Origin of the sequence: Burkholderia semiarida, from assembly GCF_029268935.1 — a bacterium.
GTDB lineage: Bacteria > Pseudomonadota > Gammaproteobacteria > Burkholderiales > Burkholderiaceae > Burkholderia > Burkholderia semiarida.
The window spans coordinates 1,267,941-1,287,403 of sequence record NZ_JAHLCL010000005.1; the positions used below are offsets into that span (position 1 = coordinate 1,267,941).

17 protein-coding genes are annotated in these 19,463 nt (G+C 70.0%); 13 read left to right on the top strand and 4 right to left on the bottom strand.

Features of this window, described 5'->3' with window-relative positions; genetic code table 11:
- Positions 1–200 precede the first annotated feature (200 nt).
- The 13 genes from kdpF to KPB06_RS12680 all read left to right on the top strand — a co-directional run bounded on the left by kdpF (position 201) and on the right by KPB06_RS12680 (position 14,757).
- Positions 201–293, top strand: a complete 93-nt coding sequence (gene kdpF, locus KPB06_RS12620; protein WP_006752209.1) for a K(+)-transporting ATPase subunit F — start codon at positions 201–203, stop codon at positions 291–293.
- Positions 290–2,095 (top strand): potassium-transporting ATPase subunit KdpA, encoded by a 1,806-nt coding sequence (gene kdpA, locus KPB06_RS12625; RefSeq protein WP_059646545.1) that lies wholly within the window; start codon positions 290–292, stop codon positions 2,093–2,095. Before kdpF ends, kdpA begins: the two co-directional genes overlap by 4 nt.
- Positions 2,096–2,156: 61 nt before the next feature.
- The gene (kdpB, locus tag KPB06_RS12630; protein WP_059583659.1) at positions 2,157–4,241 is read left to right on the top strand and encodes a potassium-transporting ATPase subunit KdpB; all 2,085 of its coding nucleotides are present in this window, start codon (positions 2,157–2,159) and stop codon (positions 4,239–4,241) included.
- A gap of 25 nt (positions 4,242–4,266) precedes the next feature.
- A complete protein-coding gene (gene kdpC, locus KPB06_RS12635; RefSeq protein ID WP_089465014.1) occupies positions 4,267–4,848 on the top strand; it encodes a potassium-transporting ATPase subunit KdpC in 582 nt (193 codons plus the stop codon).
- A 152-nt stretch (positions 4,849–5,000) separates the two neighbouring features.
- Positions 5,001–7,844 carry a DUF4118 domain-containing protein gene (locus KPB06_RS12640; protein ID WP_275905615.1) on the top strand — a complete coding sequence of 948 codons (2,844 nt, stop codon included), beginning with the start codon at positions 5,001–5,003 and terminating at the stop codon, positions 7,842–7,844.
- Complete coding sequence (gene kdpE / locus KPB06_RS12645; protein WP_059583654.1) at positions 7,837–8,535, top strand: two-component system response regulator KdpE; 699 nt, start codon at positions 7,837–7,839, stop codon at positions 8,533–8,535. Before KPB06_RS12640 ends, kdpE begins: the two co-directional genes overlap by 8 nt.
- 132 nt (positions 8,536–8,667) lie before the next feature.
- Positions 8,668–8,949 (top strand): putative hemolysin, encoded by a 282-nt coding sequence (locus tag KPB06_RS12650; protein WP_059583653.1) that lies wholly within the window; start codon positions 8,668–8,670, stop codon positions 8,947–8,949.
- Positions 8,950–9,085: 136 nt separating this feature from the next.
- Positions 9,086–9,406, top strand: coding sequence for a quaternary ammonium compound efflux SMR transporter SugE (gene sugE, locus KPB06_RS12655; RefSeq protein ID WP_034190777.1), 321 nt, complete (start codon positions 9,086–9,088; stop codon positions 9,404–9,406).
- Between the two features lie 217 nt (positions 9,407–9,623).
- Positions 9,624–10,241 carry a DUF4126 domain-containing protein gene (locus tag KPB06_RS12660; RefSeq protein ID WP_059583651.1) on the top strand — a complete coding sequence of 206 codons (618 nt, stop codon included), beginning with the start codon at positions 9,624–9,626 and terminating at the stop codon, positions 10,239–10,241.
- Complete coding sequence (locus KPB06_RS12665) at positions 10,238–12,853, top strand: ABC transporter permease (protein ID WP_059583650.1); 2,616 nt, start codon at positions 10,238–10,240, stop codon at positions 12,851–12,853. Before KPB06_RS12660 ends, KPB06_RS12665 begins: the two co-directional genes overlap by 4 nt.
- A gap of 43 nt (positions 12,854–12,896) precedes the next feature.
- Positions 12,897–13,307: a group II truncated hemoglobin gene (locus KPB06_RS12670; protein ID WP_059583648.1), complete on the top strand. Its 411-nt coding sequence runs from the start codon at positions 12,897–12,899 to the stop codon at positions 13,305–13,307.
- A gap of 104 nt (positions 13,308–13,411) precedes the next feature.
- On the top strand, positions 13,412–14,143 hold the full coding sequence (locus KPB06_RS12675) for an alanyl-tRNA editing protein (protein ID WP_059583647.1): 732 nt from the start codon (positions 13,412–13,414) through the stop codon (positions 14,141–14,143).
- A complete protein-coding gene (locus tag KPB06_RS12680) occupies positions 14,140–14,757 on the top strand; it encodes a DUF924 family protein (RefSeq protein WP_059583645.1) in 618 nt (205 codons plus the stop codon). Before KPB06_RS12675 ends, KPB06_RS12680 begins: the two co-directional genes overlap by 4 nt.
- Positions 14,758–14,928: 171 nt before the next feature.
- Here KPB06_RS12680 and KPB06_RS12685 read toward each other — a convergent pair whose 3' ends face one another.
- The 4 genes from KPB06_RS12685 to KPB06_RS12700 form a co-directional block, all read right to left on the bottom strand.
- A complete protein-coding gene (locus KPB06_RS12685) occupies positions 14,929–16,821 on the bottom strand; it encodes an ArnT family glycosyltransferase (RefSeq protein WP_059583643.1) in 1,893 nt (630 codons plus the stop codon).
- Between the two features lie 227 nt (positions 16,822–17,048).
- On the bottom strand, positions 17,049–17,810 hold the full coding sequence (locus KPB06_RS12690; protein WP_059583641.1) for an SDR family oxidoreductase: 762 nt from the start codon (positions 17,808–17,810) through the stop codon (positions 17,049–17,051).
- Between the two features lie 22 nt (positions 17,811–17,832).
- On the bottom strand, positions 17,833–18,414 hold the full coding sequence (locus tag KPB06_RS12695) for an LOG family protein (RefSeq protein ID WP_059583640.1): 582 nt from the start codon (positions 18,412–18,414) through the stop codon (positions 17,833–17,835).
- Complete coding sequence (locus KPB06_RS12700; RefSeq protein ID WP_059583638.1) at positions 18,411–19,169, bottom strand: TetR/AcrR family transcriptional regulator; 759 nt, start codon at positions 19,167–19,169, stop codon at positions 18,411–18,413. Before KPB06_RS12700 ends, KPB06_RS12695 begins: the two co-directional genes overlap by 4 nt.
- Positions 19,170–19,463: the final 294 nt, after the last annotated feature.

The window sequence follows — 19,463 nt, forward strand, 5'->3', positions numbered from 1 at the left end:
GCGTTTTTTATACCCGCCCCGACAGCTTTGACCCGCCCTTTACGCGCGTTCCCATAAGGTTCTAGTCGTCCGATTTCGACGACGGAGAACATAAAAATGGATGGGGTTTTCATCGGCGCACTGGTGCTCTTCACCGCGCTGATCCTCGGTTTGCTTGCCGGCTGCGACAAGCTCGTGCAATACGGTCGCGGGGGGCGCGCATGACCTGGATGCTTTGGCTGGCGGGCGCCTCGACGGCCCTGCTGTTCGCGTATCTCGTCTTTGCGCTGCTGCGCGCGGAGGACATCGAATGAACGCGAACAACCTGTTGCAGACGCTGCTGTTCATCGTCGTGCTGCTGGCGGCGGCCGTGCCGGTCGCGCGCTACCTGAGCGCCGTGATGGACGGCAGTTCGCGGGTCGTGCGCGTGTTCGCGCCGCTCGAACGCGTGCTGTACCGCATCGCCGGCGTCGATGCGGGCACGGAAATGAACTGGAAGCAGTACACGATCGCGACGATCGCGTTCAACGCGCTCGGCGTGCTGTTTCTTTACGCGCTGCTGCGCCTGCAGGGCTTCCTGCCCGGCAACCCGCAGCAGTTCGGCGCGATGACGCCCGATGGTGCGTTCAACACGGCCGTCAGCTTCGTCGCCAACACGAACTGGCAGGACTACGCGCCCGAGCAGACCGTCAGCTATCTGTCGCAGATGCTCGGCCTGACCGTGCAGAACTTCCTGTCGGCGGCGACCGGCATCGTCGTCGTGATCGCGCTGATCCGCGGCTTCGCGCGCCACACCGCGCAGACGATCGGGAACTTCTGGGTCGACCTCACGCGCGTGACGCTGTACGTGCTCGTGCCGATGGCGGCGCTCGTCGCCGCGCTGCTGATGAGCCAGGGTGTGCTGCAGAACATGAAGGCGTACCAGGACGTGCCGGTGTTGCAGGCGAGCACCTACGCGGCGCCGAAGCTCGACGCGCAGGGCAACCCGGTGAAGGACGACAAGGGCAACCCGGTCACGGTGACGACGCCGCTCACGAAGCAGACGCTCGCGATGGGCCCGGTTGCCTCGCAGGAAGCGATCAAGATGCTCGGCACCAACGGCGGCGGCTTCTTCAACGCCAACTCCGCGCACCCGTTCGAGAACCCGACGCCGTTCGCGAACTTTCTGCAGATCTTCTCGATCCTGATCATCCCGGCCGCGCTGTGTCTCGTGTTCGGCCGCATGATCGGCGACCGCCGGCAGGGCGTCGCGGTGCTCGCGGCGATGACGGTCGCGTTCGTCATCGCGATCGGCGTCGAGGTGAGCGCCGAGCAGGCCGGCAACCCGACGCTCGCCGCGCTGCGCGTCGACCAGTCGGCCGGTGCGCTGCAGCCGGGCGGCAACATGGAAGGCAAGGAAACGCGCTTCGGGATCGCGCAGACCGGCATCTTCACGGTCGCGACCACGGCCGCGTCGTGCGGCGCGGTCGACGCGATGCACGATTCGCTGACCCCGCTCGGCGGCCTCGTGCCGATGCTGCTGATGCAGCTCGGCGAGGTGGTCTACGGCGGGGTCGGCTCGGGCCTCTACGGGATGCTCGTGTTCGCGCTGCTCGCGGTGTTCGTCGCCGGCCTGATGATCGGCCGCACGCCGGAATACGTCGGCAAGAAGATCGAGTCGTACGAGATGAAGATGGTGTCGATCGTCGTGCTGCTCACGCCGCTGCTCGTGCTGGTCGGCACGTCGATCGCCGTGCTCGCCGACGCGGGCAAGGCCGGCATCGCGAACCCCGGCCCGCACGGCTTCTCGGAAATCCTCTATGCGTTCAGCTCCGCCGCGAACAACAACGGCAGCGCGTTCGCGGGCCTGACGGTCGGCACGCCGTTCTACAACTGGATGACCGCGATCGCGATGTGGTTCGGCCGTTTCGGCACGATCGTGCCGGTGCTGGCGATCGCAGGTTCCCTCGCCGCGAAGAAGCGCATCGCGGTGACGAGCGGCACGCTGCCGACCCACGGCCCGCTGTTCGTCGTGCTGCTGCTCGGCACGGTGATGCTGGTGGGCGCGCTGACGTACGTGCCGGCGCTCGCGCTGGGCCCGGGCGTCGAGCACCTGATGATGTGGCTGGGCGCGTGATCCACCCGTGACGCGCCCGCATGGCGACACATAAAAGACTGAAGAGCTTGAAGAGATCGCAATGACTCAACATTCCGCAACACGGTCCATGTTCGATCCGGCGCTGCTGCGCCCGGCGATCGTGGATTCGTTCAAGAAACTCACGCCGCGCACGCAGTTCCGCAACCCGGTGATGTTCTGCGTGTACGTCGGCAGCATCCTGACCACGATCCTGTGGATCGCGGCGCTCGCCGGCCAGGCCGAGGCGCCCGCGGGCTTCATCCTCGCGATCGCGCTGTGGCTGTGGTTCACGGTGCTGTTCGCGAACTTCGCCGAAGCGCTCGCCGAAGGGCGCTCGAAGGCGCAGGCCGCGTCGCTGCGCAGCGCGAAGAAGGACGTGATGGCGAAGAAGCTGAACGAGCCGCATCCGAAGTCGCCGATCCGCATCACGACCGCGTCCGACCTGCGCAAAGGCGACGTCGTGCTGGTCGAGACCGGCGACGTGATCCCGGCCGACGGCGAGGTCGTCGACGGCGTCGCGTCGGTCGACGAGTCGGCGATCACCGGCGAATCCGCGCCGGTGATCCGCGAATCGGGCGGCGACTTCTCGTCGGTGACGGGCGGCACGCGCGTGCTGTCCGACTGGATCGTCGTCAAGGTCACCGCGAACCCCGGCGAGGCGTTCCTCGACCGGATGATCGCGATGGTCGAAGGCGCGAAGCGCAAGAAAACGCCGAACGAGGTCGCGCTGACGATCCTGCTCGTCGCATTGACGATCGTGATGCTGCTCGCGACCGCGACGCTGCTGCCGTTCTCGATGTTCTCGGTCGAAGCGATGAAGGCCGGCCACGTGGTGACGATCACCGCGCTCGTCGCGCTGCTCGTGTGCCTGATCCCGACGACGATCGGCGGCTTGCTGTCCGCGATCGGCGTGGCCGGGATGAGCCGGATGATGCAGGCGAACGTGATCGCGACGTCGGGCCGCGCGGTGGAAGCGGCCGGCGACGTCGACGTGCTGCTGCTCGACAAGACCGGCACGATCACGCTCGGCAACCGCCAGGCGTCCGCGTTCGTGCCGGCGCCGGGCGTGACCGAGGAAGCGCTGGCCGATGCCGCGCAATTGTCGTCGCTCGCCGACGAAACGCCGGAAGGCCGCAGCATCGTCGTGCTCGCGAAGGAGCGCTTCAACATTCGCCAGCGCGACATGGCGCAACTGCACGCGACGTTCCTCGGCTTTTCCGCGCAGACGCGGATGAGCGGCGTCGACCTGCCGGGTCGCGAGATCCGCAAGGGCGCGGCCGACGCGATCCGCCGCTACGTCGAGATGCACGGCAGCCGCTTCCCGGAAGAAGTGCGCCGCGCGGTGGACGACGTCGCGCGCCGCGGCAGCACGCCGCTCGTCGTGGCCGACCTGCAGGACGGGGTGGCGCGCGTGCTCGGCGTGATCGAGCTGAAGGACATCGTGAAGGGCGGCATCAAGGAGCGCTTCGCGGAGCTGCGCAAGATGGGCATCAAGACCGTGATGGTGACGGGCGACAACCGGCTGACGGCCGCGGCGATCGCGGCGGAAGCGGGCGTCGACGATTTCCTCGCGGAAGCGACGCCGGAAACCAAGCTCGCGACGATTCGCGAGCATCAGGCGGCCGGGCGTCTCGTCGCGATGACGGGCGACGGCACCAACGACGCGCCGGCGCTCGCGCAGGCCGACGTCGCAGTGGCCATGAACACGGGTACGCAGGCGGCGAAGGAGGCCGGCAACATGGTCGACCTCGACTCGAACCCGACGAAGCTGATCGAGATCGTCGAGATCGGCAAGCAGATGCTGATGACGCGCGGCTCGCTGACGACGTTCTCGATCGCGAACGACATCGCGAAGTACTTCGCGATCATCCCGGCCGCGTTCGTGACGACCTACCCGCAACTGCGCGTGCTCGACATCATGCACCTGACGTCGCCGGCGTCCGCGATCCTGTCCGCGGTGATCTTCAACGCGCTGATCATCGTCGCGCTGATTCCGCTCGCGCTGAAGGGCGTGACCTACCGGCCGCTCGGCGCCGCGTCGCTCTTGCGGCGCAACCTGCTGGTGTACGGCCTCGGCGGCGTGCTGCTGCCGTTCCCGTTCATCAAGCTGATCGACATGACACTCGCCGCGCTCGGCTGGGCCTGAGCCCGCCGCACTTGAAGGAACCATCATGAAATCGTTGATTCGCCCGCTCGTCGTGCTGTTCGTCATCCTGACCGCCGTGACTGGGCTCGCTTACCCGGCCGTGATGACCGTGTTCGGTCAGGCCGTGTTTCCGTCGCAGGCCAACGGCAGCCTGATCGAGCAGAACGGCAAGGTCGTCGGCTCCGCGCTGATCGGCCAGCCGTTCGACGCGCCGAAGTATTTCTGGGGCCGGCTGTCGGCCACCGCGCCGATGCCGTACAACGCGGCCGGCTCCGGCGGCTCGAACCTCGGCCCGCTGAACCCGTCGCTCGCCGATCAGGTGAAGGCGCGCATCGCCGCGCTGCGCGATGCGGGCACCGACCTGTCGAAGCCGGTGCCGGTCGACCTCGTGACGGCGTCGGCGAGCGGCCTCGATCCGGAGATCACGCCGGCCGCCGCCGCGTACCAGGTCGAGCGCGTCGCGAAGGCGCGCAATCTGGCGCCGGACGCGGTCGCGCAACTCGTCGCCGCGAACACGACGGGCCGCCAGTTCGGCGTGCTCGGCGAGCCGCGCGTGAACGTGCTGAAGCTGAACCTCGCGCTCGACGCGGCGCAGGCCGCGCACTGATCGGTCGCGCGGGCTGACCGGCATCCGGCGCGGCCTGAACCGTGCCGGATGCGCTTTTCCCGACGGCGCGCGCGCCGTCTTTGCCTTTTGCGGCGATTTGGAACCACAATGCTCGTACCCGCGCGCATCCGGGCGCTCCGCTTTCCTCACGCATGAATCGTCCCGATCCCGACCAACTCCTCGACAAGCTGCAGCGAGACGAAGAAAAGCAGCGGCGCGGCCAGCTCAAGATCTTCTTCGGCGCGTCCGCCGGCGTCGGCAAGACCTACGCGATGCTGCAGGCCGCGCGTCAGCGCGTGCAGGAAGGCGTCGACGTCGTCGTCGGCATCGTCGAGACCCACGGCCGCGCCGAGACGGCCGCGCTGCTCGACGGCCTCGACGTGCTGCCGTCCGCCCGCATCGACTATCGCGGCCGCACGCTCGCCGAATTCGATCTCGACGGCGCGCTCGCGCGGGCGCCGCAACTGATCCTCGTCGACGAGCTCGCGCATTCGAACGTGCAGGGCGCGCGGCACCTGAAGCGCTGGCAGGACGTCTACGAGCTGCTCGACGCGGGCATCGACGTATATACGACCGTCAACGTCCAGCACCTCGAAAGCCTGAACGACGTGGTCGGCGCGATCACCGGCATCCGCGTGTGGGAGACCGTGCCCGATCGCGTGTTCGACGCGGCCGACGAAGTCACGCTCGTCGACCTGCCGGCCGAGGAACTGCTCGAGCGGATGCGCGACGGCAAGGTCTATCTCGCGCAGCAGGCCGAGCGCGCGGTGCGCAACTTCTTCCGCAAGGGCAACCTGATCGCGCTGCGCGAGCTGGCGCTGCGGCGCACGGCCGATCGCGTCGACGCGCAGATGCGCGAGTACCGCGCCGACCGTTCGATCCAGCGCATCTGGCAGGCGCGCGAGCGGCTGCTCGTGTGCGTCGGCCCGGGCGCCGAGGCGCCGACGCTCGTGCGTGCGGCCGCGCGCCTCGCCGCGAGCCTGAAGGCCGACTGGATCGCCGTGTACGTCGAGACGCCGCGCCTGCAGCGGCTGCCCGACGCGCGGCGGCAGCGCACGCTCGACGCGCTGAAGCTCGCGGCCGAGCTCGGCGCGGAGACGGCCACGCTCGCCGGCGCCGACGCGGTCGCCGCGCTGATCGGCTATGCGAAGGTCCGCAACGTGTCGAAGCTCGTCGCGGGCGGCTCGCCGAAGGTCGGGCTCGCGCGCCGCTTCGCGCGGCCGTTCGGCGAGCAACTGGCGGAACGCGCGGGCGACGTCGACCTGATGCTGATTCGCGCGTCCGCGAGCGACGAGGCGCGCGCCGCGCCGCTCGACGCGCGGGCGCGCGACTGGCGCGATGCGTTCGCGCAGTTCGGCACGCACCGCTCGCCGCCGCGCCACTACGCGTATGCGGCCGCGATCTGCGCGGCGATCACCGTCGTCGCGAGCGTCGTGTCCGCGCGGCTCGACCTCACGAACCTCGTGATGCTGTACCTGCTCGGCGTGGTGTTCTCGGCCGTCCGGCTCGGGCGCGGCCCGGGCGTGCTGCAGTCGTTCCTGTCGGTGGCCGCGTTCGATTTCTTCTTCGTGCCGCCGCGCATGTCGTTCTCGGTCAGCGACACGCAATACCTGCTGACCTTCTTCGGGATGCTGCTGACGTCGCTCGTGATCAGCCACCTGACGTCGACGCTCACGCGCCAGGCGAGCGTCGCGCAGCGCCGCGAGCGCCGCACCGGCGCGATCTACGCGATGGCGCGCGAGCTCGGCGCGGCGCTGACGACCGAGCAGATCGTCGAAATCGGCAGCCGCCACGTCGGCGAGGTGTTCCGCGCGCGCGTCGCGATCCTGCTGCCCGACAGTGCCGACCAGGTGCGCCAGAAGATCGAGGAGCCCGATGCGGCCGTCACGCTGACGGGCGCGGAGCTCGACAGCGACGTCGGCCAGTGGGTGTACGACCAACAGAAGCCGGCCGGGCGCGGCACCGATACCTTGCCGGCGACGGCCGCGCTGTACCTGCCGCTGAAGGCGCCGATGCGCACGCGCGGCGTGCTTGCGGTCGCATCGCGCGAGCCGCGCGAACTCGAGGTGCCCGAGCAGCAGCGGATGCTCGACGCATTCGCCGCGCAGATCGCGCTCGCGCTGGAGCGCGTGCACTACGTCGAGATCGCGCGCGACGCGCTCGTCAACATGGAATCCGAGCGGCTTCGCAACTCGCTGCTGTCGGCGATCTCGCACGACCTGCGCACGCCGCTCACGACGATCGTCGGCTTCTCGTCGATGCTCGCGAACGGGCGCGCGGCCGCGCAGGCCGGCGACGGCGCGGCGGCCGCGCGCCTCGCGCAGCGCGAGGGCGAGCTCGTCGACGCGATTCACGACGAGGCGCTGCGCATGACGGGCATCGTCACGAACCTGCTCGACATGGCGCGGCTGCAGGCCGGCAGCCTGCAGCTCAAGCGCCAGTGGTCGCTGCTCGAGGAAACCGTCGGCGCCGCGCTTGCCGCCTGCCGGCGCGTGCTCGCGCGCCATCCCGTGCGCGTCGCGTTGCCGGCCGACCTGCCGTTGCTGCAGATGGACGCGGTGCTGATGGAGCGGCTGTTCACCAACCTGTTCGAGAACGCGGCGAAGTACACGCCGCCCGATACGTCGCTCGACATCGGCGCGGAGCGCGTGACCGACGACGGGAGCCCGTTCGTGCGCGTGCACGTCGACGATCACGGCCCGGGCCTTCCGGCCGGCATGGAGGCGCGGATCTTCGAAAAGTTCACGCGCGGCGAGAAGGAATCGGCGACGCCGGGCATCGGGCTCGGCCTCGCGATCTGCCGTGCGATCGTCGAGGCGCACGGCGGTAAAATCGGCGCACTCAACCGCACCGCGCCCGACGGCCGCGTGACGGGCGCGCGCTTCTGGTTCACGCTGCCGGTCGACACGCCGCCGGCCGCACCGGCCGTGCCCGACGACGAATCCGACCTGCCGGACGCATCGCCCCCATCCGAGTCATTGCCCGACCATGAGTGAACCCACCCTGACCGTCGTCCTGATCGAGGACGAAAAGCAGATCCGCCGCTTCGTGCGCGCCGCGCTCGAAGAGGAGGACATCGCGGTGTTCGAAGCCGAGACGGGCAAGCAGGGGTTGATCGACGCGGCGACGCGCAAGCCCGACCTCGTGATCGTCGACCTCGGGCTACCGGACACCGACGGCCTCGACGTGATCCGCGAGCTGCGCGGCTGGTCCGAGGTGCCGGTGATCGTGCTGTCGGCCCGCACGCAGGAAGAGGAGAAGGTCGCGGCGCTCGATGCGGGCGCCGACGATTACCTGACCAAGCCGTTCGGCGTGTCCGAACTGCGCGCGCGGATTCGCGCGCAACTGCGCCGGCGCAACCAGGGCGGCGCGAACGAGTCGCCGAAGGTGACCTTCGGCGCCGTGAGCGTCGATCTCGCGCTGCGCCAGGTGTGGCGCGACGACGCGATCGTGCACCTGACGCCGCTCGAATACCGGCTGCTCGCGACGCTCGTGCGCCACGCGGGGCGCGTGCTCACGCATCGCCAGCTGCTGCGCGACGTGTGGGGGCCGTCGCACGTCGAGAGCCATCACTACCTGCGCATCTACATGGCGCACCTGCGCCAGAAGCTCGAGGCCGATCCCGCGCAGCCCGAGCACATCGTCACCGAGACGGGCGTCGGCTACCGGCTCGTCGGCGCCGTGTGACGGGCGGTGCGGGGCCGCGCGCCGGCAGGGTTGCGCCGGCGCGACAGTTTCGCGACCGCGGCCGGCCTTGCACACCGGCCGCGCAATCCCCGCTATCCTGACCGTTCCCCGAACGAAAACGAGGAGCGTGCAATGTCCGTCCGTCTGGTCGTCATCTGTGCGCTGGCGCTGGCTGCGCCCGGCGCGTTCGCCCAGCCGCTGCCGCCCGGGCAGCAGCCGCCCGCGCGGGCGGCGCTGGCCAATCCCGCGTCGGTCAACTGCGAGAAGCTCGGCGGTCGCCATGTGATCCGTAACCTGTCGAGCGGGCAGGTCGGCATGTGCGTGTTCAAGGACGGCCGCGTGTGCGAGGAGTGGGCGCTGTACCGCGACGACCGCTGCGTCGGCGGGGGCGCGCCCAAGCGCGTGGCGAACTGACCGCGCGGCCCGCTGCGCCCCCGCACCGGCCGCCGGCAGGCCTGTAAGCCGCTTGTTATACTCGGCGCCGCCCGGGGACGACCCCGGGTCATTCGCTTTAACGGGGACGGCCCCATCCGATACGGAGTACGTCGAGATGGCGTGGGTATGGTTGTTGATCGCCGGTTTGCTGGAAGTGGCCTGGGCGGCCGGCTTGAAATCGTCGGACGGCTTCACGAAGCTCGGTCCGTCGGTGTTCACGATCGTGACGGCGCTGGCCAGCTTCGGGCTGCTCGCGGTCGCGATGCGCCAGTTGCCGCTCGGCACCGCGTACGCGGTGTGGACGGGCATCGGCGCGGTCGGCGCGTTCGTGTTCGGCATCGTGATGATGGGCGAGGCGCTGACCGCCGCGCGCGTCGCGAGCGCGGCGCTGATCGTCGCGGGGCTGGTCGGCCTGAAGCTGTCGTCGGCCGCCTGACGACGGTATCCCGGGCGCGCGTGCGCCCGGGCGCCGCGCCGCCTCGCGCAATTGCGCCGGTTGCCCGGCCAGCCTGTCTATAATGGAACGTATTCGGGCCTGAATACCGTCGTGCCTGTCGCGGCACGCGGTGCCGGTCGCCACGCGCCGCGCGGCCAGTCTGTCCGACCCGATGCGGTCAATCGGCAAAACGCACGGAAAGTGCAAGGAGAGGGCCATGATCGAAGCCATTTCCCTCGGCGCGGGGCTCGCGTGGGCGAGCGGCCTGCGCCTGTACCTGACGGTGCTGATCGCCGGCGTGCTGGCGCGGTTCGGCTGGCTCCATCTGCCCGACACGCTGGCCGTGCTGATGTCGCCGTGGGTCATCGGCGCCGCTGCCGTGCTCGCCGTGACCGAATTCCTTGCCGACAAGATCCCCGCGTTCGACTCGCTGTGGGATGCCGTGCATACCTTCATTCGCATTCCGGCCGGCGCCGTGCTCGCGGCCGGCGCGCTCGGCCATGCCGATCCGACCATGCTGGCGGTCGCGGGGCTGGCCGGCGGCTCGCTCGCCGGCGCCGCGCACGTGGCGAAGGCCGGCACGCGTGCGCTGATCAACCTGTCTCCCGAACCGATTTCGAACTGGTTCGCGTCGTCGACCGAGGACGGTCTCGTGGTCGGCGGGCTCGCGCTCGCCTTCTTCGTTCCACTCGCGTTCCTCGTGCTGCTTGCCGCGTTCATCGCGGCGTCGGCGTGGGCGCTGCCGCGCCTGTGGCGCGGCGTGTCCGGCGGCTTCCGCGGAATGGCGAACCACATGGTGTCGCGGCTCAATTCGATCGGAGGGAAACGCGATTGAAGGGGCCGCAACACGCGGCGCAGCCGCCGGCCGGGCCCTCCGGCCATGACGGGCGCGTGCATGGCGGCCGTTTCGGCCTGCGCGACCTGATCCACCAGGCTGCCCGGATGACCGCGCGCGACTGGCGCGCGGGCGAACTGACGCTGCTGGTCCTCGCGCTGGTGCTCGCGGTCGCGGCACTGACGAGCGTCGGCTTTCTCGCCGACCGCCTGCGCCAGGGGCTCGAGCGCGACGCGCGCCAGATGCTCGGCGCCGATTTCGTCGTGCGCGCCGATCGTCCCGTCGATCCGTCGTTCGACCGGCAGGCCCGCGCGCTCGGCCTGCGTACCGCGACGACCGCCATCTTCCCGAGCATGATCGCGTCCGCCGCGGGCGGGCAGGCCGCCGATGCGGCGCCGTCGCGCCTTGCGGCCGTGAAGGCCGTGTCGCCCGGCTATCCGCTGCGCGGCGCGGTCGAGATCCTGCCGGCCGGCGCGGCCGTCGCGCACAAGGCGGCCGCGATTCCCGCGCCCGGCACCGTATGGGCCGATCCGGCGCTGCTCGACGCGCTGCACCTGAAGGCGGGCGATACGGTGCGCGTCGGGCTGCGCACGTTCACGGTCGCCGCGGCGATCACCCGCGAGCTCGATCGCGGCTTTTCGTTCGTCAATTTTTCGCCGCGGCTGATGATGCGCGCGGACGAGCTCGCCGCGACGGGGCTCACGGGCTACGGCAGCCGCGTCACGTACCGGCTGCTGGTCGCCGGCGACGCACCGGCCGTCGCGCGCTTCGAGTCGTATGCGCATGCGCGCGTCGACGGCGGGAAGCTGCGCGGCGTCGGGCTCGAATCGTTGCGGGAAGGGCAGCCGCAGGTGCGGCAGACGCTGGATCGCGCGCGTCATTTCCTGACGCTCGTCGCGTTGCTGACCGCGCTGCTCGCGGCGGTCGCGATCGCGATGGCCGCGCAGCGCTACATGCGGCGCCATCTCGACGGATGCGCGACGATGCGCTGCCTCGGCGTGAGCCGCCGCACGCTCGGCGCGCTGTTCGCGCTCGAATTCGCGGGCGTCGGCATCGTGTCGGGCGCCGCGGGCGCGGTGCTCGGCTATGGCGGGCACTGGGCGTTGCTGGCCGCGCTCGGCAGCCTGATCGACGTCGTGCTGCCGCCGCCGACCTTGTGGCCGGCGCTGATCGGCATGGGTGCGGCGCTCGTGCTGTTGCTCGGTTTCGCGCTGCCGCCGCTCGTGCCGCTCACGCGCGTGCCGCCGGTGCGCGTGCTGCGGCGCGAGTGGGGCGACGCGTCGCGCGCCGCGTGGGCCGCGTATGCGGTCGGCGTCGTGCTGTTCGCGGCGCTGCTGATCGTGGCCGCCGGCAACCTGAAGCTCGGCCTGATCGTCGCGGGCGGCTTTGCCGGCGCGCTGGTCGGGTTCGCGCTGATCGCCCGGCTCGTGCTGTTCGCCGCCGCGCGCGCGGTGCGTAACGCGCGGGTGGCCGCGGGCGTTGGCTGGCGTTACGCGCTGGCGTCGCTGCACCGGCGCGGCACGGCCAGCGCGCTGCAGATCACCGCGCTCGCGCTCGGCCTGATGTGCCTGCTGCTGATCGCGATCACGCGCAACGACCTCGTGGCGGGCTGGCGGCAGTCGACGCCGCCCGATGCGCCGAACCAGTTCCTGATCGACATCCAGCCCGACCAGCGCGCCGATGTCGCCGCCTATCTGGCCGCGCACGGCGTGCGCGACGCCGTGCCCGCGCCGATGGTGCGCGGCCGCCTCGTCGCGATCAACGGCAAGCCGGTGAATCCGGACGCGTACCCGTCCGAAGAGGCGCGCCGGCTCGTCGATCGCGAATTCAACCTGTCGTACACGACCGAGTTGCCGTCCGACAACCGGATCGTCGAAGGCGACTGGTTCGGCACCGCGGCCACGCCGCAGATCTCGATCGAAGCCGGCCTCGCGAAGACGCTGAACGTGAAACCGGGCGACACGCTGCGCTTCGACGTGACGGGGCTGACGGTCGACGCACCGATCACGAGCGTGCGCAAGCTCGACTGGGGCTCGTTCCGCGTCAACTTCTTCGTGCTGATGCCGCCGCCGGTGCTGAAGGATTTCCCGGCCGTCTACCTGACGAGCTTCCATCTGCCCGCATCGAATGCCGCGCTGCTCGATCCGTTGATCGCGCGCTACCCGAACCTGACCGCGATCGACGTCGCGCCAATCCTCGCGCAGTTGCAGCGCATGATGCTGCAGGTGGTCGGCGCTGTGCAGTTCCTGTTCGCGTTCACGCTCGCGGCCGGCGTACTGGTGCTGTACACGGCGCTTGCCGGCTCGCGCGACGAGCGCGTGCGCGAGGCCGCGCTGCTGCGCGCGCTCGGCGCGTCGCGCGCGCAGGTCAATGCGGTGCAGCGCGCCGAATTCGTCGTGGTCGGCACGCTGGCCGGCGCACTCGCGTCGGCGGGCGCGATCGCGGTCGGCTGGGTGCTCGCGTCGCGCGTGTTCGACTTCCAGCTCGCCGTCGATCCATGGCTCGTGCCGGCCGGCGTCGCGGCCGGTGTCGTCTGCGCGGCTGCGGCCGGCTGGCTGAGCCTGCATAATGTGTTGCGGCGCCCCGCGCTGCAGTCGCTGCGCGACGCCTGAGCGTCGTCCGCGGCCCCGAAGATTCCGTTTCCCGACTATCCGTATGACCGATGTGAATGACGACGCGCCGTCGCAGCCGACGGCGTTCGAGCTCGTGGGCGGCGAAGCCCGCGTGCGCGAAATGGTGGACCGCTTCTACGACCTGATGGACCTCGAGCCCGAGTTCGCGCAGATTCGCGCGCTGCACCCGCCGTCGCTCGATGGGTCGCGCGACAAGCTGTTCTGGTTCCTGTGCGGCTGGCTCGGCGGCCCCGACCACTACATCGGCCGGTTCGGCCATCCGCGGCTGCGCGCGCGGCACCTGCCGTTCCCGATCGCATCGGTCGAGCGCGACCAGTGGCTGCGCTGCATGGCGTGGGCGATGGAGGACGTCGGGCTGGCGGAGCCGCTGCGCGAGCGGCTCATGCACTCGTTCTACGACACGGCGGACTGGATGCGCAACCGGCCCGGTTGATCGACCGGTACGCCGCTGCCCGCGCGCGGGACGATCTGCGTCTGGGCGCCCGTGCGGCCCGGCGCGACACTGGCCGTTTCCCCCATCGATTCGAGGCTCGCCCGATGACGACACAAGCGCTGTTTCGCGAAGACGCGTACCTCACGCAATGCGAGGCGATCGTCCAGGCCGTCGGCGACGACGGCATCCGGCTCGACCGCACGGTGTTCTATCCGCTCGGCGGCGGCCAGGCCGGCGACGCCGGTACGCTCACGCTGCCCGACGGCAGCACGATCGCGATCGCCGACACGCGCAAGGCGAAGTTCGACGGCGCGACGCCCGACGACGCCGTCCATGTGCCGGCGCCGGGCCAGGCGGCGAGCGTCGCGACGCTCGCTCCCGGCACGCGCGTGGTCGCGCAGATCGACTGGCTGCGCCGCTATCGGCACATGCGCCTGCATACGGCCGCGCATCTGATGTGCGCGGTGCTGCCGTACGCGGTCGACGGCTGCAGCGTGACGGCCGACTACGTGCGGCTCGATTTCGCGACGTCCGAGTCGATCGACCGCGACGACGTCGAGCGGCGCCTCGCGGGCTTCGTCGCCGGTGCGCATCCGGTCACGACCGAATGGATCACCGACGACGAGATGGCCCAACGGCCCGAACTCGTGCGCACGATGAGCGTGAAGCCGCCGATGGGCCTCGGCCGCGTGCGGCTGCTGCGCATCGAAAACGTCGACTTGCAGCCGTGCGGCGGCACGCACGTGCGCAACACGTCCGAAATCGGCGGCCTGCGGGTCGCGAAACTGGAAAAGAAGAGCGCGCGCACACGGCGCCTCGTACTGGAGTTTGCATGACGATCGATACCGGGAAAGCGGGCGCGGCAGCGCTCGATCCGCAGGCACGGGAGATTCTCGATTTCTGGTTCGGCGAGCCGGGCTCGGCCGAATTCGGGCAGAACCGCAAGATCTGGTTCAACGGCGGCGCGGCGTTCGACGACGTGCTGCGCACGCGTTACGGCGCGCTGCTCGACGCCGCGTGCGACGGCGCCTGCGATCACTGGGCCGATTCGCCGTCGGGCGCGCTGGCGTTGATCGTCGTGCTCGACCAGTTCTCGCGCAACATCCATCGCGGCACGCCGCGCGCGTTTGCCGCCGATCCGAAGGCGCTCGCGCTCGCCCGCCGCGTCGTCGCGGCCGGCTGGGACGCGCGGTTGCCGAGCGGGCATCACCGTGCGTTCGCATATCTGCCGTTCGAGCACGACGAGTCGCTCGAGAGCCAGCGCGAGGCCGTGCGCCTGTGCGCGGGCATCCGCGACGAGGCCGGGTGCGAGAGCTATCACCGCTTCGCGTTGCTGCATGCGGCCGTCGTCGAGCGCTTCGGCCGCTTTCCGCACCGGAACGCGATTCTCGGTCGCGCGTCGACCGACGAGGAAACGGCGTTTCTGCGGGAGCCCGGCTCGTCGTTTTGATGATTCGGAGGTTGGCGGGATGAGGAGAGGGCGCGGCGAACCCTGGGACGCATGCGGGTTCGTGCCGGCGCCGGTGTCGCAAAAGGCTGCGCACCGGCCGGACGGCTGAGCGCGGCGCGCGCCGAAGAGGAAAGTGAAGGCGGGCAGGACGGCGCATCGCGCCGCCCTGTGTCACTGCGGATGCTGTTCGGGCGTGCGCACGTAGACGCGCAGCAGCTCCTCGTTGTCGCCCGGGCGGGCGCCGGCCCAGAACAGCTTCCATTCATTGCCGGGCGCCGGATCGACGGCCCGCACGCCCTGCACGATCATCCACGTGCAGCGCGTCGTCTTCGCGTCGTCGATCGGCGTGTGCTGGATGCCGGAGAAGTAGTACAGCATCGGCGCTTCCGATTCGCCGAGCCCGTGCAGGCTCGCCATGCAGTCGCCGTCGTTCCATTCGAGCGCGAGATGCGCGTTCAGGTCGTCGAACACCGAGCGGTAGCTCTTCGCGACGTCGAGCCACGGCAGCAGCAGCGTATAGACGAGCCCCCACGCGACGAGCGCGCCGGCGCCCCACGACAGCGCGCCGCGCCACAGGCCCGTCGTGCGCAGCTTCGGCAGCAGCGTCAGCCAGCCGACCGTCAGCGCGAGCGCGCCGGTCACGAGCGCGGGCTGGATCGGCATCGTCCAGTCGAGCGGCAGCCAGCGGCCGAGCAGCGCGAGATCGGCGCGCGACGCGGCCGGATCGGCCATCACCGCCCAGATCGCCCATGCCAGCGCGACGACCGTGCCGAACAGGATGCGGCTCAGGTAGTCCCACGCGAAATGCACGCGGCGCGGCAGGCGGTCGATCGCCTGCGCGGCGACCAGCGCGAGCGGCGCGAAGAACGGCAGGATGTAAAGCTGGCGCGACGTCGCGGACACTTGCAGCACGACGAGCCCGATGCCGGCGAACAGCACGGGCAGCGCGATGCGCGGCGCACGCCAGTCGCGCCATGCGCCGCGCGCGAGCGCGACGATCGCGAGCGGTGCGACCGGGAAGCCGACCAGCAGGAACGCGCGCAGGATGAACAACGGCTTGTCGTTTTCCGCGCCGAGTTCGGGGACGGAGAAACCGAAGAAGCGCCCGACGTTGTTGTCCCAGAACCACGTCATGAACAGCGTTTCCGAGCGCAGGAACAGCGCGGTCGGCCAGATCAGCGCGAACGGCGCGAACACGAGCGCGGCGACGCCGAGCGCGCGCGCGAACGCGCGGGTGCGACAGGCCGGGTAGAGCGCCAGCGTGCAGACGAGCGTGGCCGCGAACACGAGCGGGACGAACAGCCCTTTCGCCATCAGCGCGATGCCGACGCCCGCGCCGAAGAGCGGCGCGGCCCAGCGGCCGGCCGGATGCGGCGGCAGCCCGTGCCGCATCTGCTGCGCGCGCGCGACGTGCTGCATCACGAGTTCGAGCAGCCCGCAGAATCCCATCGCCGTGCCGGCAAACAGCGCGACGTCCGTCATCATGTCGTGCACGTGCTTGATGACGACGAGCGTGCTCGCGCTCAGCACGACCGGGCCGAGCACGCGCAGGTCGAACCACGTGTCCGACCGGCTGGCCACGCGCGCCGCGCGCGCGATGAAGCCGAACGCGAGCGCGGCGAACAGGGCGCTCGCCAGGCGTGCCGCGTCGTGCAGCGGCATCACGCGCTGCAGCAGCCACGCGAGGCTGGTCGCGACCCATGCGTAGAGCGGCGGCTTTTCCATGAACGGCAGGCCGGCATTGGTCGGCACGACGAAGTCGCCGGTCTCGAGCATGTGCTGGATGATGCCGAACGTGTAGGTTTCATCCTGTTTCCACGGATCGTGCCCGAGCACGCCGGGCAGCGTGTACGCGCACACCAGGGCGGCGACGAACAGCCACGCGCGCCAGCCGAGCGGCAGCGAACGCTCGCGTGGGGGGCTGATCGCGGCGGTCGAGGCGGCGACGGGCGTGCCGGCGGCGTCCAGCGTCGCGATGGCGTCGGTATCGGCGGTCGAGCGGGTGTGCGCGGCCGAGGCGGGCACGGGCGTGCGTCGCCGGCCGGGCGCTGCGGTTCCAGGCATGGAAAAGATCTCGGGTCGAGTCGAGCCGGTCCGGCGACATGGGCTGGACCGATTAGCGGCTACATTCGGGTAACGGACAGCGTGTTCGGGACACCTGTCTGGATGTCCGCTAGTAGAGCACGGAATTGTTACGAATGTTTACTGAAACTGTCACGGAATTGTGGAGATTTGTGGCGCCGTGACGAAGGGGCGTTTGTGACCGCCGTATTGTTGCGCCGCGCGTCAGCTCAGCGGCCGCCGCCGACGTCGAGCAGCGCGCCCGTCGTGTAGGACGCCGCATCGCCGAGCAGCCAGACGATCGCCTCGGCGATCTCCTGCGCTTCGCCGGCGCGGCCGAGCGGCGTCTGCGCGCCGAGGCGGGCCGCACGGCCCGGCTGGCCGCCGCTGGCGTGAATGTCGGTCTCGATCAGGCCGGGGCGCACCGCGTTGACGCGTACGCCGTGCGGGCCCAGTTCCTTGGCCAGGCCGATCGTCAGCGAATCGACCGCGCCTTTCGAGCCCGCGTAGTCGACGTACTCGTTCGGCGAGCCGAGCCGCGACGCGATCGACGACACGTTGACGATCGCGCCGCCGCGCCCGCCGCGGTCGGTGGACAGCCGGCGCGCGGCTTCGCGGGCGCACAGGTACGCGCCGAGCACGTTGGTATCGAACATCCGCCGCAGCCGGTCGACCGGCATGTCGGCGAGCGGCATCGACGGCGCGACGATGCCCGCATTGTTGACGAGCGCGTCGAGCCGCCCGAACGCCTCCGCGACGGTATCGAACATCGCGACGACGTCCGCCTCGTTCGCGACATCGCCCGCGACGATGCACGCGCGGCCGCCCGCGTCGCGCACGGCCTGCGCGGTCAGTTCGGCGGCCGCCGCGTCGCGCGCGTAGTTGATGCCGACGTCCCAGCCGCGCTCGGCGGCGAGCACGGCGGTCGCGCGGCCGATGCCGCGGCTCGCGCCGGTGATGAGGACGGCCTTGCGGTCGGACGGTGCGGTCATCGCGTGCGGTTTCCGGTGAAGGTTACTTCGCTGTGTCAGGCGCCCACTTGTCGCGGGCGGGCGGCTGGTAGCGGCGCAGCCGCTCGATCAGCGCGACGGGCTCCGATTCGACGCACAGTGCGTCGAAATAGGCCGGCCGCATGAAGCCTTCGTCGACCGTATGGCGCAGCAGCGCGATCAGCGGATCGTAGAACGAATCGATGTTGTAGAGCGCGACGGGCTTGCGGTGATAGCCGAGCTGCGCCCACGTGTAGACCTCGAAGAGCTCCTCGAGCGTGCCGGCGCCGCCGGGCATCGCGACGAACGCGTCGGAGAGGTCGGCCATCATTTTCTTGCGATGATGCATGTCGGGCACGACGTGCAGCTCCGACAGCCCCGTATGGCCGACTTCCTTGTCGACGAGCAGCTCGGGGATCACGCCGACCGCACGGCCGCCGGCCGCCATCACTTCGTCGGCGATCACACCCATCAGGCCGACGCGCCCGCCGCCGTATACGAGCGTGAGACCTGCGCCGACGAGCGCGCGGCCGAACGCGCGCGCGGCATCGGCGTAGACGGGCCGCACGCCGGACGACGAGCCGCAGTAAACGCAGACTGCCTTCATTGCTTCGCGTCCTTGGCGGGGGCCGGGCCGGTGGCGACGGGGCTGCCGGCCGGGCGCGGCGAACCGTCGCGCGGGGGCAGGTAGTCGGTGAACTGGCGCTTGGGCAGCTTGCCGGAGACGAGATCGTCGAACAGCTGGCGCGAACGGCCGCGCAGGTACGGCGCCATGATCGAGATCACGTGCATGCTCACCTGGTGCAGCTCTTCGCGGATCGCGTCCTGGTCGTTGTACTTGCGCGGATGCATCACGTACTGGTACGACAGCCAGTACGTCGAGATCACCGCCATGTTGGTGGCGATGACTTCGATCTCGGCGGGCGTCGCGACCATTTCGGCATCGGAGACGAGCAGTTCGCACATGTCGTGCGCGAAGCGCACCTTGTGGCTGATGATCTGCTTGAAGTGCGTCTCGAGCGTGCGGTTGCGGGCGAGCAGGTCGTTGAGGTCGCGATACAGGAACCGGTAGGTCCACATGAAATCGGCCATGTACTGCAGGTACGACCAGGTTTCGTCGATCGTCGGACGGTGATCTTCGGGGAAGCGCAGCCGCCGTTCGATCTGCTGCTCGAACTGCGCGAAGATGCTGTTGATGATGTCGTCCTTGTTGCGGAAATGGTAGTACAGGTTGCCTGGACTGATTTCCATTTCCTCGGCGATCGTCGTGGTGGTGACGTTCGGTTCGCCGATCTCGTTGAAGAGTTTCAACGACAACTCGAGAATCCGTTCGCGGGTGCGGCGGGGAGGTTTCGCTTCCATGTCGTCCGGCCCTGTGTATGCCGGACTGGCGGGCGCTGCAATCGATGCTGCGTGATTCGTCCGGCGCGGGTTGCTGTTCTATGTCTGGCCGACGATTATAAACCGGGGTTTCGCCCCATCGGGGCATTTCGTGAGCGCGGCCGCCGCGCGGCGCATGGTGCAGCGCCGCACGCGGGCGGCGGGAAAGAGGCCCGCCGGTTGCTAGGGTCTGTTTACATACGGAACGCACATGCGTTGCCACGAGAACGGCCGCTCGCGAGGCGTGCGACGCCGCGAATACTGGACGTATTCGCA

Excerpts from the sequence above, each read along its gene's own strand:
- KPB06_RS12695 (WP_059583640.1), bottom strand. The coding sequence starts at position 18,414 with ATGAAGGCAGTCTGCGTTTACTGCGGCTCGTCGTCCGGCGTGCGGCCC.
- KPB06_RS12685 (WP_059583643.1), bottom strand. The coding sequence starts at position 16,821 with ATGCCTGGAACCGCAGCGCCCGGCCGGCGACGCACGCCCGTGCCCGCC.
- KPB06_RS12670 (WP_059583648.1), top strand. The coding sequence starts at position 12,897 with ATGACCGATGTGAATGACGACGCGCCGTCGCAGCCGACGGCGTTCGAG.
- kdpE (WP_059583654.1), top strand. The coding sequence starts at position 7,837 with ATGAGTGAACCCACCCTGACCGTCGTCCTGATCGAGGACGAAAAGCAG.
- KPB06_RS12700 (WP_059583638.1), bottom strand. The coding sequence starts at position 19,169 with ATGGAAGCGAAACCTCCCCGCCGCACCCGCGAACGGATTCTCGAGTTG.
- KPB06_RS12690 (WP_059583641.1), bottom strand. The coding sequence starts at position 17,810 with ATGACCGCACCGTCCGACCGCAAGGCCGTCCTCATCACCGGCGCGAGC.
- kdpC (WP_089465014.1), top strand. The coding sequence starts at position 4,267 with ATGAAATCGTTGATTCGCCCGCTCGTCGTGCTGTTCGTCATCCTGACC.
- KPB06_RS12640 (WP_275905615.1), top strand. The coding sequence starts at position 5,001 with ATGAATCGTCCCGATCCCGACCAACTCCTCGACAAGCTGCAGCGAGAC.
- kdpB (WP_059583659.1), top strand. The coding sequence starts at position 2,157 with ATGACTCAACATTCCGCAACACGGTCCATGTTCGATCCGGCGCTGCTG.
- KPB06_RS12680 (WP_059583645.1), top strand. The coding sequence starts at position 14,140 with ATGACGATCGATACCGGGAAAGCGGGCGCGGCAGCGCTCGATCCGCAG.
- KPB06_RS12650 (WP_059583653.1), top strand. The coding sequence starts at position 8,668 with ATGTCCGTCCGTCTGGTCGTCATCTGTGCGCTGGCGCTGGCTGCGCCC.
- kdpF (WP_006752209.1), top strand. The coding sequence starts at position 201 with ATGACCTGGATGCTTTGGCTGGCGGGCGCCTCGACGGCCCTGCTGTTC.
- sugE (WP_034190777.1), top strand. The coding sequence starts at position 9,086 with ATGGCGTGGGTATGGTTGTTGATCGCCGGTTTGCTGGAAGTGGCCTGG.
- kdpA (WP_059646545.1), top strand. The coding sequence starts at position 290 with ATGAACGCGAACAACCTGTTGCAGACGCTGCTGTTCATCGTCGTGCTG.
- KPB06_RS12675 (WP_059583647.1), top strand. The coding sequence starts at position 13,412 with ATGACGACACAAGCGCTGTTTCGCGAAGACGCGTACCTCACGCAATGC.
- KPB06_RS12660 (WP_059583651.1), top strand. The coding sequence starts at position 9,624 with ATGATCGAAGCCATTTCCCTCGGCGCGGGGCTCGCGTGGGCGAGCGGC.